The organism is Pseudomonas extremorientalis, from assembly GCF_001870465.1.
Lineage (GTDB): Bacteria > Pseudomonadota > Gammaproteobacteria > Pseudomonadales > Pseudomonadaceae > Aquipseudomonas > Aquipseudomonas extremorientalis.
In genome coordinates this window covers 1-13821 of record NZ_MDGK01000027.1, presented here as the reverse complement: position 1 = coordinate 13821, position 13821 = coordinate 1, and the positions used below count along the sequence as shown (strand labels likewise).

Sequence of the window (13821 nt, the reverse complement as noted above, 5' to 3'; positions counted from 1 at the left end):
CCCGCCGAAGCGGGTTTTTTCTGTCGAACAGGTCAACTTTCTCTTACAGCTCGGAGAAGCACTCTTCGATGATCGCCAGGCCTTTGTCCAACTGTTCGTCCGGCGAAGTCAGCGGGACCAGTACGCGCAACACGTTGCCGTAGGTGCCGCAGCTCAGCAGGATCAGACCCTTGTCACGCGCCTTGGCCACCACGGAAGCAACAGCCGCCGCATTTGGCTTGTGGGTGTCGCCGTCATCGAACAGCTCGACCGCGATCATCGCGCCCAGGGCACGTACTTCGCCGATCACCGGGTACTTGGCCTGGATGGCTTTGAGACCGGTCACCAGACGCTCGCCAACTGCCTTGCAGCGGTCCAGCAGGTGCTCTTCTTCGAACACTTCCATCACCGCCAGCGCAGCTGCGCAAGCGATCGGGCTACCGGCGTAGGTGCCGCCCAGGCCGCCTGGCGCGATGGCGTCCATGTATTCGGCCTTGCCGCACACACCGGCCAGCGGGAAGCCGCCGGCGATGGATTTGGCAAAGGTGGTCAGGTCGGCGGCAACGCCCATCTGTTCCATGGCGAAGAAAGTACCGGTACGGCCGGCGCCGGTTTGCACTTCGTCGGCGATCAGCAGGATGCCGTGCTTGTCGCACAGTTCGCGCAGGCGCTTCATGAAGGATTTCGGCGCGACGTAGAAACCGCCTTCGCCCTGCACCGGCTCGATGATGATGGCAGCGATATCACGCGGCTCGGCATCGTTCTTGAAGATGCGTTCGATGCTGGCGATGGCGTCGTCGTCGCTCACACCATGCAATTCGTTCGGGAACAGAGCGCGGAACACGCCGCCTGGCATCAGGCCCATGCCGGCCGAGTAAGGCACGACTTTACCGGTGAGACCCAGGGTCATCATGGTGCGGCCGTGGTAGGCGCCGGTGAAGGCGATCACGCCGGCACGGCCCGTGGCGGCGCGGGCGATTTTCACGGCGTTTTCCACAGCTTCGGAACCGGTGGTGACCAGCAGGGTTTTCTTGGCGAAATCGCCTGGGACCCTGGCGTTCACTTTCTCGCACAGTTCCACGTAAGGCTCATAGGCCAATACCTGGAAGCAGGTGTGAGTCAGCTTGTTCAGTTGCTCGGTCACAGCGGCGATGATCTTCGGGTGCACGTGGCCGGTGTTCAGCACGGCGATACCGCCGGCGAAATCGATGAACTCGCGACCTTCAACGTCGGTCACGGTGGCGTTCTTCGCGGATTCGGCGAAGATCGGGTGAATCTGGCCAACACCGCGCGGTACAGCGGCTTCGCGGCGTTTCATCAGGGATGCGTTGGTCTTGCTCATAAAGTCCTCATTCGCCACTCATCGGGTGGCGTGGTCCAAGGAATACGTGGCGGGGAGGCAACTACGGCAGCATGCGATGATCGACTGCCACAGCTTTCCCGGCCACTACGAATTACGTGGTGAAACACGCAAAGGGTCAGCGCTCTCGTGCCCTTTGCGTTTGCTGCAATCTCTTGCCGGGTCAGATGCCCAGGCAGAGGTATTTGATTTCCAGGTAATCCTCGATCCCGTACTTGGAGCCTTCACGGCCCAGGCCCGAGGCCTTGATGCCGCCGAACGGCGCCACTTCGTTGGAGATCAACCCGGTGTTGACGCCAACCATGCCGTATTCCAGGGCTTCAGCCACACGGAACACACGGCCCAGGTCGCGGGCATAGAAGTAGGACGCCAGGCCGAACTCGGTGTCGTTGGACATCGCGATCACTTCGGCTTCGTCTTTGAAGCGGAACAGCGGCGCCAGTGGGCCGAAGGTTTCTTCCTTCGCCACGGCAGCGTCTTTCGGCACGTCGACCAGGATGGTCGGCTCGAAGAAGTTACCTTCCATCACTTTGCCACCGGCCAGCAGCTTGGCGCCTTTGCTCAGGGCGTCAGCGATGTGTTCCTGCACCTTGGCCACGGCTTTCTCGTCGATCAGCGGGCCAGTGGTGGTGCCTTCTTCCAGACCGTTGCCGATCTTCAATTTGGCCACCGCCACTTTCAGCTTCTCGGCGAACGCGTCGTACACCGAGTCCTGGATGTACAGGCGGTTGGCGCAGACGCAGGTCTGGCCGTTGTTGCGGTACTTGGAGATGATCGCGCCTTCGACGGCCTTATCCAGATCGGCGTCGTCGAACACGATGAACGGGGCGTTACCGCCCAATTCCAGGGAAACTTTCTTGATGTCCTTGGCGCATTCGGCCATCAACTGGCGACCGATTTCGGTCGATCCGGTGAAGGACAATTTACGCACGATCGGGTTGCTGGTCAGCTCACCGCCGATGTCGCCGGCACTGCCGGTGACCACGCTCAACACGCCTTTCGGGATACCGGCACGGTGCGCCAGTTCAACCAGGGCCAGGGCCGAGAACGGGGTTTGCGAAGCAGGCTTGATCACCATGGTGCAACCGGCGGCCAGGGCCGGGCCGGCTTTACGGGTGATCATCGCGGCCGGGAAGTTCCACGGGGTGATCGCGGCGGTCACGCCGATCGGCTGCTTGATCACGATCAGGCGCTTGTCCGGCTGGTGGCCCGGGATCACATCGCCGTAGATGCGCTTGGCTTCTTCGGCGAACCACTCGATAAAGGAGGCGGCGTAGACGATTTCACCCTTGGCTTCGGCCAGTGGCTTGCCTTGCTCGAGGGTCATCAGGCGACCGAGGTCTTCCTGGTTTTCGATCAGCAGTTCGAACCAACGGCGCAGCTTATTCGCGCGCTCCTTGGCGGTCAGTGCACGCCAGGCCGGCAGCGCCTTGTCGGCGGCTTCGATGGCGCGGCGGGTTTCAGCGGCGCCCATCTTCGGCACGGTGCCAAGAATCTCGCCCGTGGCCGGGTTGTTGACCTTGATGGTCTGACCGTTGTCCGCATCGACCCAAGCGCCATCGATAAAGGCTTGCTGGCGGAACAACTGGGTATCTTTGAGCTGCATGTCGGGTTTCCTTAACAGCACCGCGCGCACGCGGAGCGAATTAGAGTTGTTGAAAGGCGCCTTGTGGGCTGCCGTCAGGGAAATCAGCCCCAGCACGCGGGATAGCGTGAATAGCGCGCGGGAGACAGAGCGTTTGAAATCTCAAACGAATCCTAGGATCAATGGGGGTACAGGGCAATAGTCTGTTCGAAAAAAAGAACGAAAACGGCGCTTTTAGTCGATCTTTCTGATCAGCGTCGTTGGCCCGGATTCTGCCCTTCCGATGGGTGGCGCCCGGCCTAGGGCCTTTATGCAGCGAATTCCTACGCTTGAACGCCCAAAGACCAGCATGGACGCCCAAGGTCGACATGGGTATGATGTCGCCCGCACAAGCATCCGTAGCTCAGCTGGATAGAGTACTGCCCTCCGAAGGCAGGGGTCGTGGGTTCGAATCCCGCCGGGTGCACCAGATACAATGAGAAAGCCCCAGGTCGAAAGGCCTGGGGCTTTTTTGTGGGCGTGGGGCAAAGACCGCATCGCCCGCCCTTCGCTTCAAACCCGGGCAGGCGACACAATGATTTTCACATTATGTTCTTTGTTTTTGACCAGTTCCTCGAAGCCCTGCCCCACGATCTGCTCCAACTGAATACGCCCTGTCACCAGTGGCGTGATGTCCAGCCGCCCGTCCGCGATAAATGCGATCACGTCAGCGAACTCTCCGTTGTAGGCCAGCGCGCCCATTACCTGTTTTTCCGTGGCCACCAACTCGAAGAAGTTGAATTCGCTGGGCTCCTCGAAGATGCCCACCAGTACGCACTTGCCGGCCTTGCGGATCAGGTCGATGGCCAGTTTGGCGGTGTGTTTGTTACCGATGCATTCGAAACTGACATCCGCCCCGAGCCCGCCGGTCAGGCGGCGTACTTCGGCCAGGGCATCGCATTGATTGGGATCGAGCACGTGGGTCGCTCCCACTTCCAGCGCCTTGGCCTTGCGTGCTCCGGACATCTCCAGCGCGATCACCTGAGCAGCACCGGCGGCCTTGGCGCACATGATGGTGCACAGGCCAATGGTGCCCGCGCCGACCACCACCACGTTTTGCCCCAGCAGGCTTCCGGCTTTTTTCACCGCGTGCATGCCTACCGCCAGAGGTTCGATCAGTGCCCCGGCTTCTGCCGGAAAGTTCGCCGGCAACTTGTACAACAGGTTGGCGGGCACGTTGACCCATTCGGCAAAGGCACCGTTGTTCATCAACCCGGTGAAGGCCAGGTTTTCGCAAATGTTGTACAGCCCGTGGGTGCAGTAGTAGCACGTGCCGCAATGCTGGCAGGCATCGGCTGCCACCGACTCGCCCACGCTGAAGCCCTGCACCCCGGCACCGAGCTCGACGATTTCGCCACAAAACTCATGACCGAGAATGCACTGGCCCTTAATCCCGGTCAGCGGGTGCGGCGCATCAACCGGTATGAACACCGGACCGGCCACGTACTCGTGCAGATCGGACCCGCAAATGCCGCACCATTGCACTCGGATCTGCACCCAACCCGCAGGGGGCGAAACGGGCAGCGGCACATCTTCGACGCGGATATCGTTACGGCCGTGCCATACAGCGGCACGCATGCTGCGTTGCGAATTGCTCGAGAGGCTCATGGCGTTTTTCTCCTTGAAGCGGATGGCACTGGCGTGCCGGGCGGTTTACCAGTGCCGGAGCAAGGCCAGTGCCAGCTGCGCGAAAACGCCTGGACACGCCTTTCATAGAGCGGCCGAAGAAAGCCCGAGGGTAGCCGGCATTGAGCTCAAATGAGATCCGTGATGCCAGATCGCAGGCGGCGGCCATGAGACCGTGAGACATCGCGTCTCACGGCCTTTGTGGATCAACGCTTTTGCAACGCCTCCAAACGCGCCGGCAGGTCTTCGTCAGGGAAACGCGCATGCAATGCCAGCAGTTCTTCATCCGCGGCTTTGCCTTCACCGGCTTCACGCAAGCGCACAATCTTCTGCAACCCCTCCTCTAACGAAGGCAACACCACCGGCGCACGCTTGCTGAGTTTGGCGCCGGACTCCTCCGCCATCGAGCCCATGACCTGCGCACTCTCTGCCTGGGGCGCGGCGGCCATTCGGGCGACGGGGGCAGGCGCGGACATCGCGGGTGCAGCGGGACGCGGTGCTTCGTCGCGAAGCGCGGAGAAGGTCGCGGTGGAAACGTCGGGTTGCGGCACGGGCGAGCGCATCACCACGCCGATCATCAGGGCCAACCCTGCAACGGTGGCGAATGCCATCTGCCAGCGCGGCCGTTGGCAGGCTTGCAGCCAGCGTTGCCACAGGTTCGGCTGCGGCGCCGGGGCTTCACGGCGGGCGGCGTTGAGGATGAAGGCGTCGAGGGACGCCGGCGGCTCGACGGGGCTGTGTTGACGATAGTGCTGGAGCAATTCGTCGTCGGAATCGGGAGTGTTTCGGGAGTCGATCATGCGGGTATCTCCTCGGCCAGCAGGCGGCGCAGTTTCTGCTGGGCGTAACGCAGGCGGCTTTTCACGGTTTCCAGCGGGGCGTTGGTGAGGGCGGCGATTTGCGGCACTTCAAGGTCGCCGTGCAGGCGCAGCAGGAAGACTTCGCGCTGGTCTTCGGGCAGGTCTTGCAGCGCGGCATCGAGGCGCGCCTGGTCGCGGCTCAGGCTCAGTTGCTGCTCGGGGCCAGCGCTGTCATCGGCCTGGGCATGCAGTTGTTCGTCGTAGCTGTCGTGCAACGGGTTGTGGACGCCGTGCTTGCGCCAGTGGTCGATCAGGCGGTTGCGGGCGATCTGGAACAGCCAGGTGCGAAAACTCGCCCGGCCTTGTGGCTGGGTGGCGCTGCGGATCAGGCTGAGCCAGGTCTCCTGGTAGATTTCCTCGGCCAGTTCGGTCTTGTTGCTCAAGGACACAAGGAACCGGTACAGGCCCTGGCGGTGCCGCGCGTACAAGGCTTCGAACGCGGCGCTGTCACCGGTGCGGTAGCGGGCCAGCAGCGATTCGTCGCTGGGTAGATCATCTGGAACAGCCATGTAGGGGCGAACTCCTTTTTATCAGCCGAAGCTGGTCTAACTGTGGGAGGGGGCTTGCCCCCGATAGCAGTGGGTCAGTAGCAAACTTGATGCTGATACACCGCCATCGGGGGCAAGCCCCCTCCCACATTCGATTGTTGTCATGGCTGTGATCAGGGTTTCAGGCTTTGGGCCAGTTCCACCAGTTGCACGAATTCATTGCGCAGGCCGAACGGATCATCGCCTCGGGCCGAGCGGGCCAGTGCAGCGGTGTCCTGCAGGCTCATGCTGCCAGTGTAGCGGCCATCACCCTTGAGCTGTTGGGCAAAGGCCGCCACTGCCGCCGCAAAGCGCAGGTCATCGCTGGCCTTGGTGGGCTCTTGGCTGATGGGCCTTTCGATCAGTTGGCTGGCACCGCCCGCAGCAGGTTTGTAGCGCACCCGCAGCATCGCCAGTTCAGCGGATCGATCCCCGGTCACAGGCGCAGTGGCATAGCGCAAAGGTTCCAACCACCCCTTCTCGCCCTTCGGCACAATTTCGTACAGTGCCGTGACCGTATGCCCTGCGCCAATTTCACCGGCGTCGACTTTGTCGTTATTGAAATCCTCACGCTTCAAGGCGCGGTTTTCATAGCCCAGCAGGCGATATTCACTGACCTGCGCCGGGTTGAATTCCACCTGCAACTTCACATCCCGCGCGACCACGGCCAAGGTCGAGCTGAGCTGATCCACCAGCACCTTGCGCGCTTCGCGCAGGTTGTCGATGTAGGCGTAATTGCCATCGCCGGCATCGGCCAGTTGTTCCATCAGGTGTTCGTTGTAGTTATCCACACCGAAGCCCAGGGTAGTAAGGGACACGCCGCTTTTGCGCTGCTCTACCGCCATCTGTTTGAGGCTGTCGAAATCACTGATGCCCACGTTGAAGTCACCGTCGGTCGCCAGCAGGATGCGGTTGATGCCCTTGTCGATAAAGCCTTCGCGGGCCATCTGGTAGGCCAGTTCGATACCGGACGCGCCCGCCGTGGAGCCACCGGCGGTGAGTTGGTCAATGGCGTTACGGATCTTCACCTTGTCTCGACCGGAAGTCGGTTTGAGCACTACCCGGGACTCACCGGCATAGACCACCAGCGAAACACGGTCCTGCTCACGCAACTGATCCACCAGCAATTTCAGCGTGCTTTTCACCAGCGGCAAGCCTTCGCGGCGGTCCATGGAGCCGGACACATCCACCAGGAACACCAGGTTGGCCGGTGCCAATTGCGCCACGGCACGGTCGGACGCCTTGATGCCGATGCGCAGCAACTGGGTATGCGGGTTCCACGGCGTGGCAGCGACTTCGGTGGTCACGCCAAAAGGTGAGCCGTCGGTGGGCAGCGCGTAGTGGTAGGGGAAATAGTTGACCATCTCCTCCAGTCGCACAGCGCCTTCGGGCGGTAGGCTGCCTTGGTTGAGGAAACGCCTGACGTTGGCGTAGCTGCCGGTATCGACGTCGACGCTGAAGGTGGACACCGGCGTCTCGGCCACGCGATGCACCGGGTTGTCCGGCAGATTTGCGTATTGTTCACGGGGTTCGCTGCGGTAGTCCATCACGGCTGACTCCTGCATATGCATCGGTGCAGGCATTGCCATGCGTTTGACCAAAGCACCCTGGGGTGACGCGCTTTGCAGCTCGGCGACGGGCTCGGCCGGCTTGGCCAACTCAGGGGATGAGGACAGCCCACAACCGGCCAACGCCACCACCATGGTAACGGCAAAGCCTTGGGCGGCAGGACGCAGGAAAAACAGAGGGTGGGACATGGGCTGAACCTCGTGAATGAATGATCCGTTCACAAGGTCAGACGCGAGGTGTGGAATGTTCGGGTTAACCCTGATTCAAATAACAGTCCAACTGTGGGAGGGGGCTTGCCCCCGATGGGGTGGGTCAGTCAAACATGTACTGACTGATCTACCGCTATCGGGGGCAAGCCCCCTCCCACATGAACTCAGTCCGTGCCGTATTTGGGGTTACGCGGACCGTACAGGATCCCCGCACGCTGCCCCGGTGACAGCAGGCGCGCACTGGTGATACCGGCAATCGGGTGCGCCGCATCGGTGGAGCTGTTGATCACCTGCTTGACCGCCGCCGTGATCAGCATGCCGACGAGGCCGCCGCTGTTGTTATTGCCTTCCTCGCTGGACGCCCGCGCCGAGCCGGTCCACAGGGTGGTGCCGGTGCGCAGGTCCACCAGTTTGGCCGAAGCCGTCACGGCGGTGTCACTGGAGATCAGCATGTACTTGGTGCCGTACTCGGTGACGGTGATGTACAGCGCGGCGTCCGCACCGAAGATGTCATGCAGCTTGGTCGGTGGCAGGGCCTGGATATCATTGGCCGTGGTGAGGCCGTTCTGGCGGAAGGTTTCATCCACCAGGGCTATCGGCAGCACGTAGTAGCCGGCTTCCGCCAACGGGTAGGTCACTTGCGAGACCAGGCTGTAGGAAGCCTGCACTTCCGGCGACTCATTGAGCGGCGGCAGTACCAGGATCGACTTCGGTCGTGCCTGCTTGTACGCCGTGTAATCAATGGTCTTGGGGGCTGCGCAACCGCCGAGCAGGGCCAGGGCCAGCAAGGCGCCCGTGAGTTTCAACAGGCTCATTTAGTGGCGACTCCGGTCTTGGCGTTTTTCAGCAGAAAGTCCATGTACGAGGCAGATTCAGGGAACAGCGCCTTTTCGGTGCGGAACTCCTGCACCATCTGGTCATCCTTGCCCATGCTCAGGTACAGCATGCCCAGGTGGGCGTGGTAACCCGGCGGGGCCTTGCGGCCGCTGGCATTGATCTTCTGCAGATCGCGCTCCAGCGCCTCGACCTGCGCCTCCTTTGGCTCACCCTTGAAGTATTCGTAAACCTGCGGCTGATAACTTTCCCATTGATACAACGGCTGGGGCGCGGTTTGGCACCCGGCGACCGTCGCCACTGCTGTCAGCATCAGCGCCAACTTGACTGCCTTGCTCATTCTTGTACTGCTCCTTGAGGTGCTGCTGATCAGTTGCGCGGGTTCCAGGCGCCGGCATTGATGCCGTCGACGAGGCGGTTGATGGCTTCGCGCATGGCCAGGTCGAGGACCTTGCCATTGAGGGTGGAGTCGTAGCTGGCGGTGCCGCCGAAGCCGACCACTTCACGGTTGGACAGCGCGTACTCACCGGCGCCCTGGGTGGAATACACCACTTCGGAGGTGCTGATGTTGACGATATTCAACGCGACTTTGGCGTAGGCCACTTGGGTCTTGCCACGGCCAAGAATGCCGAACAGCTGGCGGTCGCCGGTTTCCTTACGGCCGAACTCGGTCACGTCGCCGGTCACCACGTAGTCAGCGCCCTTGAGCTTCTGCACGGTGCCTTTGATCGCGGCTTCCTGGGAGATTTCGCCCATGTTGTCGCGGTCCAGCACGCTGAAGCGGTTGGTCTGCTGCAGGTGGGTGATCAGGATGGTCTTGGCCTGGCCGCCGAGGCGGTCGACGCCGTCGGAGAAAATGCCGCGCATGTAGCTGGAGCGGTTGTCGAACTTGCCTACGGCAATCGGCACGCGCACGCCGGAATAGGCGACGTTGGCGCTGGCGACTTGTTCCACCGGCATCGCGCGGTTGCTCTCCGTGGCGCAACCGGCCACGGTCAGCAGCGCTGCGGCGGTGAAGCCGGACAGCAGGATTTTGGACAGTGTGTTCACAGGGTGCTCCTAAGTGGGAAAACGGGTACGGCAGCTAACGCTAGCGGGACGGAATGCCACGCAGGTCGTCAACGATGAATCGGCTCAACAAACCGGTGTAGAAGGTCTCGACGCTGGAGTTGCCAGAGTTGGTCAGCACCCCGGCCATCGTTTTCATGTTCTGCCAGTCGCCCTTGTACCCGCCTGGCATCAGCCCTTGGCGAGCCTGAGAGAAATGCAGCACCTCGGCGCCGGCTTTCTTGACCTTGACCTGGTAGTTGAAGTCGACACTGGCGAGGATGGTCTTGTCATCGACGATTGCCGTCATGAAACCGCCTTGGGTGTCTTGTATGCGCCGGGTATAGATGACGTTCACATCCAGCAGGTAATCGGCCTTGTCCTTGCTGGCGGCGTAGCGCTTGGCCTTGAGCAGGCGGTCGACCAGATCAACCCCGAGTTGCTGGCGCACTTTGTCATCCGGCAGGAAGCGTTCGTTCTTGCCGACCACCTCGACGTCGAAGGTGTCGAGCCAGTAAGTAGCGGTCTTGGGAATGGTCACCGGCGCCGGGGAGATGTAGTAATCCGGCTTGGAGGCACAGCCCGCCATGAGGCAGGCCGCGAGAAATACGGCAAACACGCGCATGTATGAATTCGTCCCTGAAAAGTATCGTGTTTTGAACAGTGGCGGCATTTTACGGAGTTGAAAGGCGTTCTCAAGCTGTTTTACAGCTCGAGCGGCGCTGAACTTCACGATGAAAAAGATCAGTACTGCGATGGCACAGTCGATGCCCCGTGCAACCATGCGACGACCGATGCTGGCCAGGACGGTCGGGCGTTCAGGGGTGTTGCTTGCATCCATACGGTGTTGCTCCAGATTCAAGGTGTTTGTGTCTGCGTTGAATGTGAACGGCCCATGGCATCAGGGCTCCAGCACTTCACTTCAAACCGACCTTGAGAGACCGCTCGGACGACCAGGAGTCCTGGCCTGCCTGCAATAGCGGCTCGGCAGGAAAGCGATATTGACCGAATGCGGTGACCACGGCCTGGTCTACCTCGGCGTTGCCCGAGCTTTCGATCAATAGGATTTTCGGCACATTCGAACCCGACAGGCCTTGCACTTGCAGCGTCACCGGCTTGCTCGCGCTGCCGCGTTTGATTTGCTTGTTCAAGGCAATCTCGATGTCCAGTGCCGTACGATTGAGGCTCTTGCGACTGGTGTCACCCCAGGCCTCGTTGTAGCGCTGTACCTGTTCAGGCGTCAGTACCGGCCGTTGCGCACGAATGCGCTGAAGGCCTTTCCACGCGACATCGCCGGCATGCTGGCTGGCCTCCACGTAATACATCATGGCCCCGAACAAATCCTGCGGACCACCGCGCCCCTCTTCCATCAATCGGGCCAAGGCGAGTTTGCTTTTATCGCTGTCGCTGTTGGTCAGCGCCAACTGATAAAGCCGTCGCGCCTCCACATCGTTGCGCACTTGCCCGTGGCCCTCCTCGGCCATGCGCGCCAGCCTCTCGTAACCGACGCCATCCACGGCGGCGACGGACTCATAAAGCGATCTGGCCTTGACAAAATCTTGTGGCAGGCCGCCACGACCGGATTCGTACAAACCACCGAGCGCAGTCTTACAGCGCACGTTGCCGTTATCGCTGGCTTGACGAATGAACTGAGCCTGATCGGCTGTGGGGCTTTTCTCGCCCTCGGACAGCATGCACTGAACGTTGGCCAGACTCTGTTCAAAGGAGCTTGGTGGCCTGGCAGCTTGACACCCGGTGACGAAGCCCGTGACTGCCAGTAGAACCATTGCCTTTTTCATGTGATGCGTCCGTGGAATCGGGAAACAGGGGCAGGCCAGCATTAACGCACGCGCTGGCTTATTTGAGCTCTTTCACCAAATACCCACTGGAGATCTGCGTAATCCCCGTGAGCGCGCGGCGCAACGCCTCGGGGTCGGTGCGATAGGTGAGCGGCGTGTAGCCGTAGACGTTCTGGCCATTGAACGGCGTGACCGCCTCGCTGGTGCGCCAGACCATTTCATCGCCGCGATTCATCTGCGCCAGCACATTGAGGGTGGGGTACACCACACTGCTGAACCCTTGGGTCAGGCGAAAGCCCCACTCGGCCACGGTCAGCTGGATCTGCGCATCGGCGGGTTCGTCGTCACCCACCACTTTGAGGGTTGAGGTCTTGCCCAACGCATCGATAAAGCCCTGTTTGAGCAACACGCCCAAATCGATTTTTTCAGCGTCCATCACCGTAAGGATCGCTACCGGCGTCGGCATCTCGGCCAACTGCCCAAGTTTCATACCCCCTGCAAACCCGGCGCCGCTCAACGCCGCCGTGCCCAACCTGGATGCACCGCTGGCCATGCCAACGCCCGCGCCAAGCCCGGCCCCCAATGCTGCGCCCCAGGCTTGCTCACGGCCCATGTAGACCATCTGTTGCGACTCCCACTTTACCGGCAACACCTTGACCGTCTTGATCTGGGCGCGGTGTTCGGGCGTAAGGGGGTGGCTGACGCAGCCGCCGAGGATAAGGGTGGTAAAGAGGATGAAGAGGAAGTTTTTCACATCAGTCCTTGAACGTTTGCGCAGGGTGAAAAATGACGGCCTGCCGGACCTGGAGCCCGGCAGGCTTCAACGGTTTAACTCACTTGCTTTCTTTTGCCACGGTGCCCAGGGACGCATCCTTGACCAGGTAACGGCCTTCGAGGTCGCTCAGCACTTTAAGGCTGTTGCGTGCGATGGCGAAGCCCATGTCGACTTCCTGCTTGAGGTAAACCACCTGACCCGCCTTGACATCAATCGGCATGTCCGCCCAGTTTTCAGCCTTGGAACTGATTACGTGCTTGCCCGGTGTCACGAAAAAATAGATGTACTGGTTACCGCGGTTGTAACCCATCTCCGAGTCGGCTTCCTTGTCATCCAGGAACACGTTGAAGCGAACCATCATCCCCACGTTGCTCGGACGCACCACATACACCAAGCCTTTATCGGCGACAGCAGCCTTAGGCAACGAATAGTTCGCCACATCGGCTTGCATCTTCTCCACCGACGGCGTCGAGGAGCAGCCAAACAGAGTGACGAGGGACAGAGCAACAGCGGCTTTGCAGAACAACTTGATCATGTATTTCTTCCTTGTGGGTAGCGGTGGGGCGGTTTCGAAAACGCCGACGAAGGCCGGTTCACCCTTTCCTGATGCGTCTGGCCATCGCCAGTGTGTCGGCAGTGGAAGGCATTACATGAGGCATTGTGCCATCACCGTGATCCCGTGTGCGGTTTTGTACAAAATGCGGTCTGATCCGGATTTTCTTCTGATCGGCAAGTAATTATTAAATGAGACTGCCCCCTTTTTTACGGAATTTGCCGCAGAGGCCACTTAGGTGCCCTTACCGAAATCCAATAAAAACCCCGATAAATAAATAACCAATGACACGCTCGCCAGGGCTGCCCGCCCTGCGGGGTTTGCATTTTGGGGAAATAGGGGTCAGACCACTATTCTTCTACTCTTCTATTCTTCTACTTTTTGAGATCACACTTTTTGGGCGCCCTGACACACCCTGCGAAACTCGTTTACCTAATGCCTGCTCAATCTCGGCCGCAAATTTCTGATCGCCCAAAACGTAATTACCGTTTGTAGAAAATCGAATTTTCTCTATCAACTCAGTTGAAAGCCGATCCTTGAATAAAGACCGGTAGGATTCGGCTCGTTGCATGGTGCTACTACCTAACTCTCTATAGACCGCATGTGGGCTTAAAAAGCTTGATGGCTCGCCCTGTGCATTTGCCCTGTAACTGGTCCAGCGATAGTCGCCCGGATGAGCAACCATGCCCGCTCTAACCGGATTCATTTCGATATATCGATAGCAAGCTAAAACATAGTTGTCTTTTTGAACCAGACAGGAACGGAAACGTCCTTCCCACAACGTGCCCGTTCGTTGATAGGTTCGATTGATGTATTGAACGTAGCGCTGCCCCAGCCCTTTCATAAGTAGACCAGCCCCTGCGAAGCAGGTGGGAGTCAACAACAAGTGAACGTGATTTGTCATCAAGCACATTGCGTGAATTTTACAGCCATACAATTCAGCAAGCAGGTCTAATTTATCAATGTAGAAAATATAGTCTTCGTCTGAATAAAAACACGCAGACCGGTTGTTTCCCCGCTGAATAATGTGCAACGGGATATCCGGCAGTATAACTCTAG

At 59.9% G+C, this 13821-nt stretch carries 14 protein-coding genes and 1 tRNA gene; 1 reads left to right on the top strand and 14 read right to left on the bottom strand.

Annotation, left to right across the window (positions count from 1 at the left end; all coding sequences use genetic code 11):
• Positions 1 to 43: 43 nt before the first annotated feature.
• Positions 44 to 1321 carry a 4-aminobutyrate--2-oxoglutarate transaminase gene (gene gabT, locus BFN10_RS11255; RefSeq protein WP_071489761.1) on the bottom strand — a complete coding sequence of 426 codons (1278 nt, stop codon included), beginning with the start codon at positions 1319 to 1321 and terminating at the stop codon, positions 44 to 46.
• Positions 1322 to 1502: 181 nt separating this feature from the next.
• Positions 1503 to 2945 carry an NADP-dependent succinate-semialdehyde dehydrogenase gene (gene gabD, locus BFN10_RS11250; RefSeq protein WP_025855477.1) on the bottom strand — a complete coding sequence of 481 codons (1443 nt, stop codon included), beginning with the start codon at positions 2943 to 2945 and terminating at the stop codon, positions 1503 to 1505.
• Between the two features lie 371 nt (positions 2946 to 3316).
• Between gabD and BFN10_RS11245 the strand changes: the two genes are divergently transcribed.
• Positions 3317 to 3393 (top strand) — tRNA-Arg (locus BFN10_RS11245).
• A gap of 83 nt (positions 3394 to 3476) precedes the next feature.
• Here BFN10_RS11245 and BFN10_RS11240 read toward each other — a convergent pair.
• From BFN10_RS11240 to BFN10_RS28755, 12 genes are all read right to left on the bottom strand, one after another.
• Positions 3477 to 4541 (bottom strand): 2,3-butanediol dehydrogenase, encoded by a 1065-nt coding sequence (locus BFN10_RS11240; protein ID WP_231999541.1) that lies wholly within the window; start codon positions 4539 to 4541, stop codon positions 3477 to 3479.
• Positions 4542 to 4795: 254 nt separating this feature from the next.
• Positions 4796 to 5389 (bottom strand): hypothetical protein, encoded by a 594-nt coding sequence (locus BFN10_RS11235; protein ID WP_071489759.1) that lies wholly within the window; start codon positions 5387 to 5389, stop codon positions 4796 to 4798.
• Positions 5386 to 5958 (bottom strand): RNA polymerase sigma factor, encoded by a 573-nt coding sequence (locus BFN10_RS11230; RefSeq protein ID WP_071489758.1) that lies wholly within the window; start codon positions 5956 to 5958, stop codon positions 5386 to 5388. Before BFN10_RS11230 ends, BFN10_RS11235 begins: the two co-directional genes overlap by 4 nt.
• Before the next feature lie 152 nt (positions 5959 to 6110).
• Positions 6111 to 7733 (bottom strand): vWA domain-containing protein, encoded by a 1623-nt coding sequence (locus BFN10_RS11225; RefSeq protein WP_071489757.1) that lies wholly within the window; start codon positions 7731 to 7733, stop codon positions 6111 to 6113.
• 185 nt (positions 7734 to 7918) lie between these two features.
• Positions 7919 to 8569, bottom strand: coding sequence for a DUF799 domain-containing protein (locus BFN10_RS11220; protein WP_058426354.1), 651 nt, complete (start codon positions 8567 to 8569; stop codon positions 7919 to 7921).
• On the bottom strand, positions 8566 to 8928 hold the full coding sequence (locus tag BFN10_RS11215) for a DUF4810 domain-containing protein (RefSeq protein ID WP_025855472.1): 363 nt from the start codon (positions 8926 to 8928) through the stop codon (positions 8566 to 8568). The genes BFN10_RS11220 and BFN10_RS11215 overlap by 4 nt, the downstream gene beginning before the upstream one ends.
• Positions 8929 to 8957: 29 nt before the next feature.
• On the bottom strand, positions 8958 to 9638 hold the full coding sequence (locus BFN10_RS11210; RefSeq protein WP_071489756.1) for a CsgG/HfaB family protein: 681 nt from the start codon (positions 9636 to 9638) through the stop codon (positions 8958 to 8960).
• Between the two features lie 40 nt (positions 9639 to 9678).
• Positions 9679 to 10260: a hypothetical protein gene (locus tag BFN10_RS11205; RefSeq protein ID WP_071489786.1), complete on the bottom strand. Its 582-nt coding sequence runs from the start codon at positions 10258 to 10260 to the stop codon at positions 9679 to 9681.
• Between the two features lie 292 nt (positions 10261 to 10552).
• Positions 10553 to 11434 (bottom strand): tetratricopeptide repeat protein, encoded by an 882-nt coding sequence (locus BFN10_RS11200; RefSeq protein ID WP_162276393.1) that lies wholly within the window; start codon positions 11432 to 11434, stop codon positions 10553 to 10555.
• A 58-nt stretch (positions 11435 to 11492) separates the two neighbouring features.
• Positions 11493 to 12188 (bottom strand): hypothetical protein, encoded by a 696-nt coding sequence (locus BFN10_RS11195; RefSeq protein WP_071489754.1) that lies wholly within the window; start codon positions 12186 to 12188, stop codon positions 11493 to 11495.
• A gap of 79 nt (positions 12189 to 12267) precedes the next feature.
• Complete coding sequence (locus BFN10_RS11190) at positions 12268 to 12660, bottom strand: DUF2846 domain-containing protein (RefSeq protein ID WP_170856112.1); 393 nt, start codon at positions 12658 to 12660, stop codon at positions 12268 to 12270.
• A 460-nt stretch (positions 12661 to 13120) separates the two neighbouring features.
• Positions 13121 to 13821 (bottom strand): transposase (locus BFN10_RS28755; protein WP_208610097.1); only part of this gene is annotated, 701 nt, incomplete at its 5' end.